The organism is Croceibacterium atlanticum (assembly GCF_001008165.2).
Taxonomy (GTDB): Bacteria; Pseudomonadota; Alphaproteobacteria; order Sphingomonadales; family Sphingomonadaceae; genus Croceibacterium_C; species Croceibacterium_C atlanticum.
Genome location: NZ_CP011452.2, coordinates 49599 through 65957 on the forward strand (window position 1 = coordinate 49599; position 16359 = coordinate 65957).

15 protein-coding genes are annotated in these 16359 nt (G+C 61.7%); 10 read left to right on the forward strand and 5 right to left on the reverse strand.

Features of this window, described 5'->3' with window-relative positions:
• Nucleotides 1–9 precede the first annotated feature (9 nt).
• From WYH_RS00295 to WYH_RS00310, 4 genes are all read right to left on the reverse strand, one after another.
• The gene (locus WYH_RS00295; protein WP_046902232.1) at nt 10–1260 is read right to left on the reverse strand and encodes an MFS transporter; all 1251 of its coding nucleotides are present in this window, start codon (nt 1258–1260) and stop codon (nt 10–12) included.
• Nucleotides 1257–1916 (reverse strand): cysteine hydrolase family protein, encoded by a 660-nt coding sequence (locus WYH_RS00300; RefSeq protein ID WP_082347683.1) that lies wholly within the window; start codon nt 1914–1916, stop codon nt 1257–1259. The genes WYH_RS00295 and WYH_RS00300 overlap by 4 nt, the downstream gene beginning before the upstream one ends.
• Entirely contained in the window at nt 1909–3027 is a 1119-nt protein-coding gene (locus WYH_RS00305; RefSeq protein WP_046902234.1) for an LLM class flavin-dependent oxidoreductase, read from the reverse strand. Before WYH_RS00305 ends, WYH_RS00300 begins: the two co-directional genes overlap by 8 nt.
• An 85-nt stretch (nt 3028–3112) precedes the next feature.
• The gene (locus WYH_RS00310; protein ID WP_046902235.1) at nt 3113–4033 is read right to left on the reverse strand and encodes a ribokinase; all 921 of its coding nucleotides are present in this window, start codon (nt 4031–4033) and stop codon (nt 3113–3115) included.
• Nucleotides 4034–4207: 174 nt separating this feature from the next.
• On the opposite strand from WYH_RS00310, the gene WYH_RS00315 reads away from it, so the two are divergent.
• Genes WYH_RS00315 through WYH_RS00325 form a run of 3 tightly spaced genes read left to right on the forward strand, consistent with a single transcriptional unit; the run spans nt 4208 to nt 6318 of the window.
• Nucleotides 4208–5050 carry an oxidoreductase gene (locus tag WYH_RS00315; RefSeq protein ID WP_046902236.1) on the forward strand — a complete coding sequence of 281 codons (843 nt, stop codon included), beginning with the start codon at nt 4208–4210 and terminating at the stop codon, nt 5048–5050.
• Nucleotides 5043–5714: a cysteine hydrolase family protein gene (locus WYH_RS00320; RefSeq protein WP_046904651.1), complete on the forward strand. Its 672-nt coding sequence runs from the start codon at nt 5043–5045 to the stop codon at nt 5712–5714. Before WYH_RS00315 ends, WYH_RS00320 begins: the two co-directional genes overlap by 8 nt.
• Nucleotides 5715–5721: 7 nt before the next feature.
• A complete protein-coding gene (locus tag WYH_RS00325) occupies nt 5722–6318 on the forward strand; it encodes a nitroreductase family protein (RefSeq protein ID WP_046902237.1) in 597 nt (198 codons plus the stop codon).
• Nucleotides 6319–6382: 64 nt separating this feature from the next.
• Here the strand turns inward: WYH_RS00325 and WYH_RS00330 are convergent, their stop codons facing one another.
• Entirely contained in the window at nt 6383–7462 is a 1080-nt protein-coding gene (locus tag WYH_RS00330; protein WP_046902238.1) for a TauD/TfdA family dioxygenase, read from the reverse strand.
• Between the two features lie 348 nt (nt 7463–7810).
• Here WYH_RS00330 and WYH_RS00335 point away from each other — a divergent pair, with 348 nt between their 5' ends.
• The 7 genes from WYH_RS00335 (at nt 7811) to fusA (ending at nt 16358) form a co-directional block, all read left to right on the forward strand.
• Nucleotides 7811–10192, forward strand: coding sequence for a TonB-dependent receptor (locus WYH_RS00335; protein ID WP_082347685.1), 2382 nt, complete (start codon nt 7811–7813; stop codon nt 10190–10192).
• A gap of 169 nt (nt 10193–10361) precedes the next feature.
• Complete coding sequence (locus WYH_RS00340; protein ID WP_046902239.1) at nt 10362–11156, forward strand: LysR family transcriptional regulator; 795 nt, start codon at nt 10362–10364, stop codon at nt 11154–11156.
• On the forward strand, nt 11153–11689 hold the full coding sequence (locus tag WYH_RS00345) for a GNAT family N-acetyltransferase (RefSeq protein ID WP_046902240.1): 537 nt from the start codon (nt 11153–11155) through the stop codon (nt 11687–11689). Before WYH_RS00340 ends, WYH_RS00345 begins: the two co-directional genes overlap by 4 nt.
• Before the next feature lie 53 nt (nt 11690–11742).
• Nucleotides 11743–12567: a universal stress protein gene (locus WYH_RS00350; RefSeq protein WP_046902241.1), complete on the forward strand. Its 825-nt coding sequence runs from the start codon at nt 11743–11745 to the stop codon at nt 12565–12567.
• Nucleotides 12568–13102: 535 nt separating this feature from the next.
• On the forward strand, nt 13103–13474 hold the full coding sequence (gene rpsL, locus WYH_RS00355; RefSeq protein ID WP_046902242.1) for a 30S ribosomal protein S12: 372 nt from the start codon (nt 13103–13105) through the stop codon (nt 13472–13474).
• Nucleotides 13475–13637: 163 nt separating this feature from the next.
• A complete protein-coding gene (gene rpsG / locus WYH_RS00360; RefSeq protein ID WP_046902243.1) occupies nt 13638–14108 on the forward strand; it encodes a 30S ribosomal protein S7 in 471 nt (156 codons plus the stop codon).
• 156 nt (nt 14109–14264) lie between these two features.
• Nucleotides 14265–16358, forward strand: coding sequence for an elongation factor G (gene fusA, locus WYH_RS00365; RefSeq protein ID WP_046902244.1), 2094 nt, complete (start codon nt 14265–14267; stop codon nt 16356–16358).
• Nucleotide 16359 lies beyond the last annotated feature (1 nt).

Sequence of the window (16359 nt, forward strand, 5' to 3'; positions counted from 1 at the left end):
GCGATTTCGTCAATGTGCCGCCACGCCCGCGGTTTCGGGCAGGGCAGGATCCATCCGATAGGCGGGAAGAAGGAACAGCAGCAGGCTGCCCAATGCCATCACCGCGATGCAGACATAGATCGCGCCGCGATAGGTTCCCTGGCTGTCATAGGCGAGGTCCAGCAGGACGGGTGTAATGCCCTGTGCCGCGATGACGCCCGAATACATGACGCCGATGATCGTCCCGAAATTCTTCAACCCGAAATAACGGGCGATGAAGAAAGGCAGCGAGCCGAATTGCGAACCCAGCGCAATGCCAAGGCAGACTCCGCCAATCAGCAGCAGCATGGTCGATTGCCCGAATTCGAGCAGGAGCAGGCCGAGAATGGCGAGCCCATACATCGGCACGACGACTTGCGGCCCCTTGGTCCTGTCGAGAATTCTCCCGGTGGCGATCTGCCAGATCGAGCCCACCAGGGCAAAAATGCTGACTACCGCCGTGCCCGTCGCAAGGCTGAAGCCGCGATCGCCCAATATCGGCACGACATGGCTGAGAACTGCGGTGGAAATGCCCCCGCCGGCAGCGATTGCGATCATGATCAGCCAGAAAATGGGCAGGCGGACGGCTTCTGCAAGGGAAAGCCCCTCTATCGCCCTGGTGCCGCTGCCCGTTTCTTTCCCGGCAGATCCGGGTGCGTCTTTCAGAAGGAAGAAGAAGATCGGGAAGCCGACCAGCAGGATGACCGCCGCAATGCCCACATAGCCTGCGCGCCACCCCTCTCTGGAAACCAGCACCGCCGCGAGGATCGGGATGAGCACGGCGCCCAGGCCGTTGCCGAGACCGGCCGTGACGCCCAGAGCCGTACCGCGATTTTCGTCAAACCATTCCGCCACCAGTTTCGAGAAGATGGCCGTGGCCGGCAAGGCGCCGAAAATGCCGATTGCCAGATAGGTGAGATAGAACTGGAACAGGCTTCCGCTGGTCAGTGCCAGCGCACCAACCGACAGCGCGAGCAGGGCATTGCCCGCCAGGATCATCCTGCGGGTCCCGTGCCGGTCCGCATATCGCCCCGCGAGCGGATAGACGATCGCACCCGTGAGCGCGAGGATCGCCAGCACGAGCGAGATGCTGGCGCGGCTCCAGCCGAAACTTTCCGAGAGTGGGACAAGGAACGTCCCGAATACGGCATGGACGGTGGCCGTGGTGGCCAGCGCGCTGCCGGTCGTGGCGGCGATCAGGATGCCGAGCTTGTCACGCCTGCTCGCCGCCATTGCATTCATGCTGACCAGGCTTCCCTGACTGCATCGCTGTTCGTCAGTATCGCGCAATTCTTCGCCAGAACTTGCAGCGTGTGATTGTGCAGGTCCGCGTCATAGGCGGCGCAGGCATCTGCGACCACGAAGACATGAAAATCACGATGGAAGGCGGCGCGAGCGGTCGAATCCACGCAGCAATCGGTGCTGAGGCCCGTCATCACGACCGTATCGATCCCGCGATCCCGCAATTGCTGTTCCAGATCCGTGCCGTGGAAACTGTCGAACATCAGCTTGTCGATCTCGATATCGCCGGCTTCGGGCGAGACGCGATAGTAATCGGCCCCGCCATCCGCCACCCGGCAGATCGCTTCGCCGCCGGGCTGGCCAGTGCGCGCCATATAGGTTTTCAGCGCGTTGGAATCCGTTTCCGGCGTGGTGACTACCCGCATGAAGGCGACTGTCGCCCCGGCCTTGCGGGCCGCGGCGATCAGTTCCTCGATCCGGTCGATCGCCTCCTCCGCGCAGGCCAGATCGACGCCGACCCGGCCCAGCAACCCGTCCGGCGCGGCGAAATCCTTCTGGATATCCACCACCACCAGAGCCGTGCGTTCAGGCACGATCATCGGCGGAAGCCCGGCCGGATCGACCATCGGCAATTGCGCGGCAGACGCCTCAACCATTGACCGGAGCCTTGCCGGGGAAGCTTTCACGCAGCGCAGGCAGTACGGTTTCGGCGAAGATCGGGATGTCCTTGATGTAATCCGGGAAGATCAGCATCAGGCCGTCCGTGCCGGAAACCTCGAACAATTCGGTCAGCTTTTCGGTCACCGTTTCGGGCGATCCGATGACATGCGGCGTCATGAAGCCGGCACGGCTCTTGCGCGTGAAGTCGTTTTCCTTGCCGATTTCGCTGTCGAGGAAACCATAAGCGCGCATCATGCCGTGCAGAGCACCTTCGTCGAACCCGTCGCGGATATTCTGCGCGAAGGCTTCCGCCTCGGCATCGGTTTCACCGATCACCGGGGTCATCATCGAATAGGTGCGGATGGTCTTGCCGATTTCGGCAGCCGCTTCCTTGGCCGCTTCGCTGGCCTTCTTCAGTTCTTCCGGCGTGCCGCCCGAAAGGAAGATCGCGTCGGTTTCCTCTGCCGTGAAGCGCATACCCTTCTTGGAAGTGCCGGCGCAGACGATGAAGGGGCGGGTGGAAGGCTTGGGCTGCGAACGGCAATCTTCCAGCGTGAAATACTTGCCGTGCTTCGTCACCGAATCCTCGGTCCAGAGCGCCTTGATCGCCTGGATCCATTCATAGGCAAGATCATAGCGCTGGTCGTGATCGACATCGTCGCGCCACGCGCCCATCTGCGCGAATTCATCCTTGTAGGAGCCGGTGACGACGTTCAGCCCGGCGCGGCCATGGCTGATCTGGTCCAGTGTCGCCGTCATCTTGGCGACCACGCCCGGATTCTGCAGCAGCGTGTGGACCGTGCCCCAGACCTTCACCCGCTTGGTGGCTTCGGCAATGGCCGCCACGGTCATGTAGGAATCGAGCTGGTAGTCCCAATGTTCGGTTTCGCCGCCGAAACCGCGATATTTCGCCATCGCCATCGCGAAGTCGAGGCCGTGCTTTTCCGCCAGCACGGCTGCATCGCGGCAATAATCATAGGATCCGTCGATCTTCGGCTTGTTCCTGGAAAGAATCCAGCCGCCATTGGCGATGGGCAGGAAAACGCCCAGATCCTTGGCTCCGGTGTCGGAGGGCAACCCGAAAGGCGTGTGGCTTTGCTCGGTCATGTTTCACGTATCCCGTCTTGTGCGTTGGCTACGAATGTATTGGCAAGCGCCGCCCATTCTTGACTGCGCGCGCATATTATCTTGGTCAGCTGGCCTCACTCGTTGCGGCGAGGAACCGATCCACGTCCGATCGCGTGGGCATGGCGGGTATTGCGCCATGTTGCTGCGTGCACAGGGCCGCTGCAATATTGGCGAGGGGGAGCGCATCCGCCACTGCGAGCCCGCCATCGATCAGCGCGGCCAGCGCGCCGGTGAAACAGTCCCCCGCGCCGATCGTATCCACCGGCGTCACCTTCGCGGCGGGAACGTGGAGTTCATCGTCCATGCGCACGGCCAGCGCGCCCTGCGCGCCCAGCGTTACGACGACTATCTGATCGGGCCGGCTTATCAATCCGCGCGCGGCACGCGCCCTGTCCGCATGTGACAATTCGCCATCAAGGCCAAGATAGACTGCCAGTTCATGTTCGTTCACGATCAGTATGTCGGTGTGTGCGAACAGGCTTGACGCTTCCGGTCGGGCAGGTGCCGCATTGAGTATTCGGATGCGGCTTTCCGCGCTCGGTGCCGTGAAGAAGGCAAGCACAGTTTCGATCGGTATTTCCAATTGGGCCAGCAAAATATCCGCTTCCGCAGCGGCGTATTCCACGTCCAGCGGCGCCAGCCGGGCATTGGCGCCGGAGGCAACGATGATCTGATTCTCCCCCTTCCGGTCCACCGCGATATAGGCGGTGCCGGTTGCCTGGCCGGGCAGGGTCGCGATGCCGCCCACATGAACATTGTCGGCGGCCAGTTTGCTGCGCATCCACTGGCCGTTTTCATCATCGCCGATCGCCGCGATCATATTGGTCGCAGCGCCCATTCTCGCCGCGGCAACCGCCTGGTTCGCGCCTTTGCCGCCGGGCAGGCGGCTGGAGGAAAGTGCGAGCACGGTTTCACCCGGACGCGGCAGAAGTTCGACGGACTGGATCAGGTCCACATTGATGGAACCTGCGACCTGCACGGCCATTGGGCTGCCTCCTTTGGCGAGATTTTCCGTATCGCATCAGCATGTTTGAGGCCTGTGCGGCAAGCGAGCGGGCCGTTCGTGCGCCGAGGGACAATAATTGCGGGTCTTGTTGCAAAGCGCGGCGCACAGACTCGCTTAGGGAACAGGAATGGTCGTCCAAGGAGGGGCCGCGCAATGAAGAACTGGCTGATTACCGGAATCGGGGGTGGATTGGGGCGTGAAGTTGCCCTGGCGGCGCTGGAACGCGGGGACCGTGTGTTCGGCACATCGCGCAGCCGGGAAAGTCGCGACAGTTTCGAGGCGCTGGCGCCCGGCAGGGCCTTTGCGAGCGTGCTCGACTTTTCCGATCAATCCGCGCCGGCAAGGATTGTGGCCGATGCGGAAGAACGCCTGGACACGGTTGACCTGCTGGTGAACAATGCCGGCTATGGCCTGATCGGCGCGATCGAGGAAATATCGCTGGATGATGCGCGTGCGCTGTTCGATGTGAACCTGTTTGGCGCGGTGGCGATGATCCAGGCAGTGCTGCCTTCGATGCGCGCGCGAAGCGCTGGCCATATCGTCAATATTACTTCGGTCAGCGGTCTGGCGCCCTGGGCGGGGACGGCAATCTATGGCGCCAGCAAATATGCGCTGGAATGTATTGGCCAGACGCTGGCGCAGGAAGTCGGTCCGCTGGGTATCAGGGTGACCAATGTCGCGCCCGGCGGGATGAGGACGGAATTTGCCGGCGGATCGCTGCGCGTGGCCGGTAAGAATATCGATGATTATGCGGATACGGCCCATTTCGCCAAACGATCGCTGAACGAAGGGCAGGGCAACGAGAAAGGCGATCCGGCGCGTGCCGCCGCTGCGATTATCGCCGCGCTGGAAGAAGCGGACGCGCCGATGCATCTGCTGCTGGGCGAAGATGCGCTGCATTATGCCGAAGATCAGACCGACAGGCTGCGCGCGGAAATGACGCGCTGGGATCACTATTCCCGCTCCATCGCCTTTCCGGAAGATGCCGGTGCATAAGATCGATCTGCCCGGCTGGGCTGTCGAGCGCGGACGCTATCTGAATGATTTCCATGCCATCGACCCAGCGCATACGGCGCTGGTGGTGGTGGATATGCAATCGGCCTTTCTCTCGCCGGGGGAAGCTTTCGGCAACCCTCATGCAATGGATATCATTCCGGCGGTCAACCAGCTGGCGGGGGCCATGCGCGATGCAGGCGGGCAGGTGATCTGGACCCGGCAGACCGTCAGCGACGACCCGCCGCTGGCCATGGCGCCCTGGCAATATGACATGTCCGATCCCCATGTCCGGGATGCGGTCGCCGCTTTGCGGGCGGGCGCGCGGGCGCATGATCTCCATCCCGCGATGGAGGTCGGGCCGGATGACATCGTGATCGACAAATATCGCTACAGCGCTTTCGCCTGTCCGGCGGGCGGCCTGCACGACACGCTTCGGGAACGGGGCGTGGAGATGCTGGTGATCGCAGGCACGTTGACCAATGTCTGCTGCGAAAGCACGGCGCGGGACGCCTATATGCGGGGCTACAAGGTAATCGTGGCGGGCGATGCCTGCGCTGCCGTGAGTGATGAGGAACACAATGCGGCGCTGCTGAATCTGCGGATAAATTTCGCCGATGTGAAGGACACATTCGGCATTCTTCAAATGCTCGGAAAGGAAGGTTGATACACAGATGACGGATACCCCCACTCGCGCAACGGATCACCCGGTAGAAGCGATCTTCACGCAGCGCTGGTCCCCCCGTGCTTTTGACGGCAGCACGATGGAAGAAGCCAGCCTGCTGAGCCTGTTCGAGGCCGCTCGCTGGGCGCCCTCGGCCTATAATGTGCAGCCCTGGCGGTTCCTCTATGCCCTGCGCGGCGGGCCCGATTGGGAGCGTTTTCTCGACCTGCTGATCCCGTTCAATCGCAGCTGGGCGGAAAGCTCATCCGCGCTGGTCTTCGTGATTTCTGACCGTTTCATGCGCGAGGCGGACGGGTCCCCGAAGGCGGAATCGCACAGCCATTCCTTCGATGCGGGTGCGGCATGGGCCAATATGGCGCTGCAGGCCACGCATGACGGGCTGCATGTTCACGGCATGACCGGCATCGAAATGGAAAAGGCGGAAAAGGAACTGGGCATCCCCGAAGGCTATCGCATCGAAGCGGCGGTAGCGGTCGGCAAGATTGGCGATGCCGCGCAATTGCCGGAAGGCCTGCGCGAGCGGGAGGGGCCGTCTGGCCGTATGCCGGTTTCCCAGCTGGCTTTTGCCGGGAATTTTCCGGCCTGAATGAAAAAGGCGCCGCCGCGTGTATCGCGGCGGCGCCTTTCCGTTGGCGTAATGGGCCGATCGATCAGGAGATCAGGCGCGGCACTGCCATTTCGGCAATGTGGAAATGCGCCTCCTCATGCTCCTTGCCGCTGGCCGGTGTCATGTCGCGCAGGGTGATCACGCCATTCTTGCCGAAACCGTCCACCACCGGGCGGCCCGCATCGCGGTGCAGCCACAGCCGCAGCAGGTGGCGGCGGCGCTGCGGTTCGGGGAAATCCTCGAACGATGTGCGCGCGTGGAGGGCGGCATAGTTCGACAGCCACTGGATATCGCCGGGGCGGAAATCCATTTCGATTGCCATGCCGTCTTCATAAGTGATGTCGTCGAACAGCTTGAGCACTTCGATCTGTTCCGGCGTCAGGCGCGGCACTTCCGGATAATCCTGCGCAGTCAGGATATAGAGCGATCCGGCATACATGCTGAACACGCCATCCTTCATGCTGATGATGGGCGAGGTATAGGTATTGGACGGCGCCTCGTGATCCTGCTTCTTCCAGTCCCAGTGGAAGGGTTCCAGCAAAAGCGGAGCCAGGTCCGGCCTGCGTTCGAGGATTTCGTTATAGATCTGCGCGCCGGATACCAGGCAGGATGCGCCGCCCGTCTTGGCAGGGCGCAGGCACATCAGCGACACGATATCCGAACTGTCGGAATGATAGACCAGCTTGTCTCGTACCTTGGCGGACAGGGCGGTGGGATCATCCATCGTCTTGTCCGAAGTGGCATAGACATGGTCGATCACGTCGCCCATCTGGTTCTGCCGCATCGGCTCGCCCATGTAGAGGCCGAGGATGTAATAGATCGCGGCGGATAGTGCATCGGAATAGATATGGGTGCGCAGCCCGCGGACCAGGGTGAAGCCGCGCCCGTAATCGACATCGCGCCCCCATTCCTCGATCGCATCCGCACAGGCGACGAGCGGGTAGTCTTCCTTCTTCACATAGCGAAGATCGGGATTTTCCTCGACGAAACGCTGGCCGAGCGCTTCCAGTTCGGCAATCTGTTCCTCGGAAAGCAGATAGATCCAGTCCTGCTTGGTGGATAATTCGTCCCCGCGCCATGCGGCGTCGGTCCTGACAGGTTCCAGCTCGATGATTTCGGACATGTGTTGGCGACTCCCTTGTCGTCCGGACTCGGTACGCGGTCAGACATTGGCCGGCACCATTCTGACTATGGAAACTATAATGGCGGCCCGACAGCGTCTTGGCTGTTTGCGCAGAAAACCTGTTCCGGCAACGAACCCGGAACCGGCCAATTCCGGGACGGGCGCCGCTGCGACTGTGTCTTCCAGGTGTCAGGAGCCATTCCGTCAATAAGTATTACGCCTCGCCTCAAGATCGGAAATGCGCTTGGTGGCCTTATGAAACCCGAGACGGAACCGCGGAGCATATCGCGGTCCGACATGGCGATGAGGGGACCTTGAGGTAGCAAGCCATTCAGGGGATCGTGAGACATGGTCGACAAATTCGTGAACAACAAGAAACACCTTCTGGCAGGAGTCGCTCTCGCCGTCCTGGTCCCTGGTGCCGCAGCCGCTGAGGAAGCAGCCGCGGACGAGGCCGGCACGCCGACTCTGAACGAGATCGTCATCACCGCCGCCAAGGTCGATGTCAGCATGCAGGATGCCTCGCTTTCGGCGACGGCGCTCAGCGCGGACACTCTGGCCCAGGCCAATGTGACCGACATCACCGGCCTCAACGGTTCGGTGCCCAGCCTCGTCGTCGCCCGCAGCGGCGGCGCGGAACGTATCATCACGATCCGCGGCATCGGGTCCGAAACGCCGGAAAACACCAATACCCAGCCGGGCGTGTCCTACCACGTCGACGGCGTGTATATCTTCAACTCCATTGCCGCGAATTCCGCCTTCATCGATGTGGGTCAGGTGGAAATCCTGCGTGGCCCCCAGGGGACGACTTTCGGCCAGGGTTCCACGGGCGGCACGATCAACGTCGTGTCCAAGCGGCCGGAACTGGATATCGTCACCGGCAACGCCCAGATGGGTCTTGGCAATTACAACCTGGTGAAAGCCAATGCGGCCGTGAACGTGCCGATCGGCAGCACCTTCGCCATTCGCGCCGCGGCACAGTCTTATCAGCATGATGGCTATGCCAAGGCGACAGACGTGGTCGGTGTGCAGGGCGATTATGAACTCGACGATGCCAATGATTTCGGCTGGAAGCTTTCCGGCCTGTGGCAGCCGACCGACGATTTCAGCATCTTGCTGACGACGATCCACTCCAAGAGCGACACGAACGGCCCGGCACAGAAGAACGTGCTCGATCCGGAAGATGATCCGCGTATCCTGACGCAGGATTATCCGGGCAGCTCGGTTGTCGATACCGAACTCTATTATGGCGTCGTCCAGTACGATACGGATTTCGCGACGATCAAGTCGATCACCAGCTACCAGAAGCTGCACAGCAACCAGGCCTGGGACGCGGACGGCCTGACCGCTGATCTGTTCTACGACCTGACCTACAACCCGCTGATCTATGGCGGCACGCGGTATGACCACGTCGCCGGATGGCTCAGCGATACGGAAAGCTGGACGCAGGAAGTCAATATTTCCTCCAACTCCAGCGGCCCGCTGAGCTGGATCGTGGGCGCGGTCTATCTGGAATCCACCAATGAGCAGTATGTGCTGGAATATCGCGGCAGCGATGAGGAGCTCGTGCGCCCGCTCCTGCCGCTCGACACGCCTTTTGATGATCCGGCGGTTGATGTCATTACCTATGCGGAACTGTCCTCTGTTACCCGCAAGGCATGGGCTGCCTATTTCCAGAGCACCTATGAATTCACGCCGGACTTCAGCCTGACCGCCGGCATTCGTTACAACCACGATGAATATGAAGGCGAATCCGCCACCAACAGCGATACAGCCGATTATGAATCGGGTCCGTTCCTGCAGCCGGATCCGTCCAAGGGCCTGTCGACCAATGAATGGACCGGCAAGGTGGCGCTGGAATACAAGCTGACGCCGGACAACATGGTCTATGCCAGCTTCACGCGCGGCTTCAAGCCGGGCGGCCTCAATGGCGGAAACAACTCCTTCACGCAGTTGGGTTTCGAAAACGGCATCCGTCCGACCTACAAGCCGGAAAAGGTCGATTCGTTTGAATTCGGTTCCAAGAACCGTTTCTTCGACGACAAGGTCCAGCTGAATGCCTCGGCCTTCTACTATGACTACAAGAACATGCAGTTCCTGGACGAGGACGCCATCCTCTACGGCGAAGGCACGGCCAACGCACCGGGCGCATATATCTATGGTCTTGAGCTGGAAGGCTTCTGGCAGATCACGCCGAACCTGAAATTCGACGGCAGCGTTTCCGCGCTGCGCGGCGAATTCGACGAGGATTACCTGGCCCTGGATCCGGTGGACGCCACCGAGGCCCAGAACGCTGCGGGTTATCCGGACTGGCTGTTCTGGAGCAACTACTATCCGGCCGCCGTGGCCCGCGATGCGGCGCGCGTGAACATCAATGGCAATGAAGTGCCGAAACTGCCGGATTGGCAGGGCTCGGCCGCGCTGACCTACACCAATATCGTGGGTCCGGGCGAATTCACGGCCCGTGCGCAGTTCCAGTATCGCGGCGAATTCTATTACCGCGTGTTCAACGACGAATTCTACGACGTCACGCCTGCCTATGAGACGGTGAACCTGTTCGCCAGCTACAAGCTGGACGATGCGCCGGTGACCTTCTCCGTGACGGTTACGAACCTGTTCGACGTTGACGGCGTGAATTCGCGCTTCTCGGATCCCTATGGCAGTTCCCAGGGCTTCGAGACTTATATCGCCCCGCGCCAGGCGATCTTCGCGGTCGGTTTCGAATTCTGATCGACCCGAATTAAGAGCTGACGGTGGGAAGGCCACCTCTCGCTGGGCGGGGGGTGGCCTTTTCCATGTCTTGCAACGGCGCGGCGAAGCAGAAATATCGGCACCCCAAGGCATGGTGCGTCCGCTGCTGCTTGCCGTTACGGCCCGCGCGCAATAGGACGCGTGATCGATGAAACGCACACATCTGCCCCTTAACGCCCTGCGCGTGTTCGATGCGGCCGCCCGGCATCTGAGCTTCACCCGTGCGGCGGATGAACTGGCAGTAACGCCGGCCGCGGTGGGGCAGCAGATCCGCGCGCTGGAAGATGTTCTGGGCGTGGTGCTGTTTCGCCGCACTTCCAAGGGGCTGGAACTGACGGACGAGGCCGTATCCGGTCTGGACCCCTTGCGCGAAGGCTTCCTGCGCTTTGAAGAAAGCGTGCAGGCGATGCAGGCGGGGCAGGCCAGTTCCAGCTATACGATCGCGGTTCCGCGTGAATTCTATGCGCAATGGCTGGCCCCGCGTCTTGCTTCATTCCGGCTCGACCATCCCGATGTGCGCTTCAACCTGGTGGCGGACGAGGACGCCGATTTTACTGAGGCCAATCTGGATGTCGCCGTGCGGCTGGTGGAAGGGCCGGGCGAACTGGAAGGCGTGCAGCTTGCGCCCGGCCATCGTGTTGTCGTGGCCGCGCCGGATGCCGCCGATGGCTGGATCGCATGGCCGGGTTTCCCCTTGCCGGACGGGGCGGAAGAAAAGGCGTTGTTGCAGGTTGGCAATGCCGGGCAGGCGCTCAGTTCCGCCCTGGCAGGGCTGGGGCGGGCGATCATGCCGCTGCCGCTCGTGGCCGGCGCGCTGGAGGATGGATCGCTTTCCGCGCTTGAAGGCCCGGCCGATTGCCGGCGCGCTTACTGGCTGCTCGCCCCGCGTCCGCAATGGCGGCAGAAGAAGGTCAAGGCGCTGGTCGATCACCTGGCGCAATGAGCACGCCGACATTGCAGACACCTCGCTTCATCCTGCGCGAATTGACGCGGGCGGATGCGGCTGACTTGTATCCCAGTTTCTCCGACGACGCTGTGATGCGCTGGTGGAGCCGGGGCCCCTTTTCCAGCAAGGAAGAGCTGGCCGATTGGCTCGTACCCGAAAGCGGGTGGGAAGAGGGGCGGAGCTGGGCCATTGTCGAGACGGAAGGTGGCCCCGTAATCGGCAGGCTTGCGGCCATGGATCGCGGTGACGGCATCAGCGAGATCGCATATCTCGTGGTCAGGGGCCGACATGGGGAGGGGGTCGCAAAAGAGGCGCTGGCCGCGCTGATCGACCATCTGTTCCGCACCGAAAAACGTCGCCGCATCTATGCCGATGTCGATCCGGACAATGCCGCCTCCAACCGAATCGTCGAAAAGCTCGGCTTCACGCTGGAGGGGCGGCTGCGTCAGGCCTGGACCACCCATATCGGCCCGCGCGACAGCCTGATCTGGGGGCTGCTGGCGGATGAGTGGCAGGGCATCCCCCGCTGAATCACGCGCTGCTCCGGCTTGACCGGGCGCGTCGTTCAGGTCAGTTCTCGGCCATGGCCGATATTGCACCGATCCTCGTCGCTACCGACCTTTCTGCCCGCAGCGACCGGGCGATAGATCGTGCAATGCAGCTGTCCGGCCAATTCGGCGCTCCTCTGCTGGTCTGCCATGCGCTGAAGCCCGGTTCTGCCGGCGCGAAGGACCCGCATCTTGCGGAAACGGCTCTGCGCGACGCGCTGCCCGATCCCGGCGCCGACGTGGAGATCGCCATGCCCGTCGGCCCTGCGCCGCAGGCGATTGCCGAAGCGGCGGATCTGGCGAAGGCGCAATTGATCGTCACCGGCATTGCCCATATCGACAATCCGGGCGGGCACATCCTCGGCAATACGGCCATGCATCTGGTGCGGAAGGCGAACAAACCCGTTCTGGTGGTGAAGCGCCGCGCTCATAAGCCATATCGCCGGATCCTCGCCGCCACCGATTTCTCGCCCTGTTCGCTCCATGCGCTGAAACTTGCGGCTGCCATGTTTCCCGATGCGGAGTTGCATCTGTTCCACGCCTGGCACGCTGCCCCGGGCGGCTGGTCGCAGACGGAAGATCTCGCCCGCCGGACGGAGGAGGGCGCGCGCAAGCATATGGCGGAGTTCCTGCGTGGGCCCGATATGCCGGAAGGTCTGGCAGACCGCATCACCACCCACTTGCAGCGCGGGGATTTCGGCACCGTAACGCTGGCCATGGTGGAAAGGCTTGATCCGGATCTGGTCGTGTTCGGCACGCATGGCAAGACGGGCTTCATCCGCGCCATGGCCGGCAGTTCCGCACTCGCGGCGCTGGAATGGGTGGATTGCGATGCACTGGTGGCGCGCGAACCGGTATAGGGGCGCAAGCGCTCAGCCATCGCGGCCAAGGGGTATATCGAATTGGTTGACCCCGTATCCGAATCCAACTAATGGGCCGCCTATCCGCAGGCAGGGTGAGAGCAATCCTGTCCCGCCGTGGGTAGATAGAGCTGAACATTGCCGGTGTTGTCCCGGGGCCTTGGCGAGGTAACTCGCAGGGGCCCTTCTATCGTTGGATGCCATGCATCCTGGGGCAGCCGTCAAAGTAACCCGGTGCCCTAGCGGCGCGGGTGGAGTGTTTCGAGCTCGTGCATTTCGGGGCGCCCATGTGGCGACCCATGTCTCGCCGGATTTCCGCGCTTGCGGAAAAAGGGCGAGGGGCACGACCCCGTTTTCCTTCATCCCGCCTTCCATGTGGCGCCAGCAACGGGTGAAGGGTTTGAACCCCGTTCTCGTTCGCCCTGGGTTTGTCGATAGGCCGCGCCTTGCCTTTTTCAGGTGGCGGCGTTTCGACAAGCTCAGCACGAACGGAATTGCAGGGCGCGATCCAGATCCCAACAGGTGAAGAGAAAGTATGCCGACGATCAACCAGCTGGTCCGCAAGGGCCGCCAGCCTATCAAGGCGAAGAGCAAGGTGCCCGCGATGGAGCAGAACCCGCAGAAGCGCGGTGTTTGCACTCGTGTGTACACCACCACCCCGAAGAAGCCGAACTCGGCTCTTCGCAAGGTGGCCAAGGTTCGCCTGACCAACGGGCGCGAAGTCATTTCCTACATTCCCGGTGAAGGCCACAACCTTCAGGAACACTCCGTGGTGCTGATCCGCGGCGGCCGTGTGCGCGACCTTCCGGGCGTGCGCTACCACGTGCTGCGCGGCGTGCTCGACACGCAGGGCGTGAAGGACCGCAAGCAGAGCCGTTCCAAATACGGCGCCAAGCGGCCCAAGTGATCTGTCCGGGGGACAGGCCATCCTTGAAAGATCGCAATGGGCGATTTTATCGGGGATTCAGTCCCGAGGGTTAATAGGTTCTACCCGGTGCCGCCCTGGATTCCCGCCTTCGCGGGAATGATGAAATGGGGCGGTGCGCCGGACAAGAGAAGGAATTAGCGACATGAGTCGTCGTCGTCGTCCCGAGAAGCGGGAAATCCTGCCCGATCCCAAGTTCGGGGATGTGGTGCTGTCCAAGTTCATGAACAACCTGATGTATGACGGCAAGAAATCTGCCGCCGAACGCATCGTCTATGGCGCGCTGGACACGGTGGAAGCCCGTGCGAAGACCGATCCGGTGCAGATGTTCCATGACGCGCTGAACAACATCAAGCCCGCCGTGGAAGTCCGCAGCCGCCGTGTCGGTGGTGCGACCTACCAGGTTCCGGTCGAAGTCCGTCCGGAGCGTGCGCAGGCGCTCGCCATCCGCTGGCTGATCACGGCCGCGCGTGGCCGTGCGGAAACCACCATGGCCGCCCGTCTTTCGGGCGAGCTGATGGATGCGGCCAATAATCGCGGCAATGCGGTGAAGAAGCGTGAAGATACGCACCGCATGGCCGACGCCAACCGCGCCTTCAGCCACTATCGCTGGTAAGAGGCGCGCAGGAAGTCTTCTTCCGGCCCCTTCGCCGCTTTTCCGAAAAGGGGAGTGGGGAGGGGCCGCAGGAAGGTCTTCAAGCGGTCACACTACTAACTATATGGGGTCAGCCACCCGTTAACCCGGGTCCCCAACACACTCGAGGAATTATCCATGGCCCGCGACTATCCGCTGGAACGCTATCGCAATATCGGCATCATGGCGCATATCGACGCCGGCAAGACCACCACGACCGAGCGGATCCTCTACTACACCGGCAAGTCCTACAAGATCGGCGAAGTCCATGACGGCGCCGCGACGATGGACTGGATGGAGCAGGAGCAGGAGCGCGGGATCACCATCACCTCCGCGGCGACGACCACCTTCTGGTCGGCCGAGGATGGCCAGGGTCCGAAGCACCGCATCAACATCATCGACACGCCCGGACACGTTGACTTCACCATTGAAGTCGAGCGTTCGCTGCGCGTGCTTGACGGCGCCGTGGCTGTGTTTGACGGCGTGGCGGGCGTGGAGCCGCAGTCCGAAACCGTGTGGCGTCAGGCGGACAAGTACAAGGTTCCGCGGATGTGCTTCGTGAACAAGCTGGACCGTACGGGCGCCGATTTCTATTATTGCGTGCAGTCCATCATCGATCGCCTCGGTGCGACGCCGCTGGTGCTTTACCTGCCGATCGGCGCGGAAAGCGACCTGCAGGGCGTTGTGGACCTCGTGAACAATCGCGGTATCGTCTGGGAAAATGACGGTCTTGGCGCGACGTTCAACTATGTCGATGTCCCTGCCGACCTGGCTGACAAGGCTGCCGAATATCGCGAGAAGCTGATCGAGACGGTCGTCGAGCAGGACGACGATGTCATGGAAGCCTATCTCGAAGGGCAGGAGCCTGATGCGGCAACGCTGAAGAAGCTGATCCGCAAGGGCACGCTGAACCAGAGCTTCGTGCCTGTCATTTGCGGCTCCGCGTTCAAGAACAAGGGCGTTCAGCCGCTGCTCGACGCGGTCGTGGATTACATGCCGTCTCCGGTCGATGTTCCGGCGATTCGCGGTGTGAAGCCGGACAGTGAAGAGGAAGACACGCGTCCGTCCTCCGACGATGCACCTTTTGCCGCTCTGGCCTTCAAGATCATGAACGATCCGTTCGTCGGCTCGCTCACCTTTACCCGCATCTATTCGGGCAAGCTGTCCAAGGGGCAGGTCCTGAACTCGGTGAAGGACAAGAAGGAAAAGATCGGCCGCATGCTGCTGATGCACTCCAACAACCGTGAGGACATCGAAGAAGCATTCGCTGGTGACATCGTTGCCATTGCCGGCCTCAAGGAAACCACCACCGGCGATACGCTGTGTGCGCCGAACGCTCCGATCATCCTGGAGCGGATGGAATTCCCCGAGCCGGTTATCGAACTGTCGGTGGAGCCGAAGACCAAGGCCGACCAGGAAAAGATGGGCGTTGCCCTCAACCGTCTCGCTGCCGAGGATCCCTCCTTCCGCGTTTCGACGGACCACGAATCGGGTCAGACGATCATCAAGGGCATGGGTGAACTTCACCTCGATATCCTGGTCGATCGCATGAAGCGCGAATTCAAGGTGGAAGCGAATGTCGGTGCGCCGCAGGTGGCCTATCGCGAATCGCTCGCCCGCGAAGTCGAAGTGGATTACACCCACAAGAAGCAGTCGGGTGGTTCCGGTCAGTTCGGTCGCGCCAAGGTCGTTGTCAGCCCCGGCGAACGCGGTCAGGGCGTCATTTTCGAAGACCAGATCAAGGGCGGCAACATCCCGCGCGAATATATCCCGTCGGTTGAAAAGGGTATGCGCGAGCAGGCCGAAAGCGGCTATCTCGTCGGCTTCCCGATCATCGACTTCACCATCCGCCTGATCGACGGCGCCTATCACGACGTCGACTCGAGCACGGTGGCGTTTGAAATCACCGGTCGCGGTGCAATGCGCGAAGCCGCCCAGAAGGCCGGCATCAAGCTGCTCGAACCGATGATGAAGGTCGAAGTCGTGACACCCGAAGAATTCATGGGTGACGTGATCGGCGACCTCAACTCCCGTCGTGGACAGATCCAGGGCACCGAATCCCGCGGTAATGCGCAGGTTGTCCTGGCTAACGTGCCGCTGGCCAACATGTTCGGCTATGTGAACGAGCTGCGTTCGTTCACTCAGGGGCGCGCTCAGTACACGATGCAGTTCTCGCATTACGACGAAGTGCCGGCGAACGTGGCCCAGGAGGTCAAGGAGAAGCTTGCCTAAG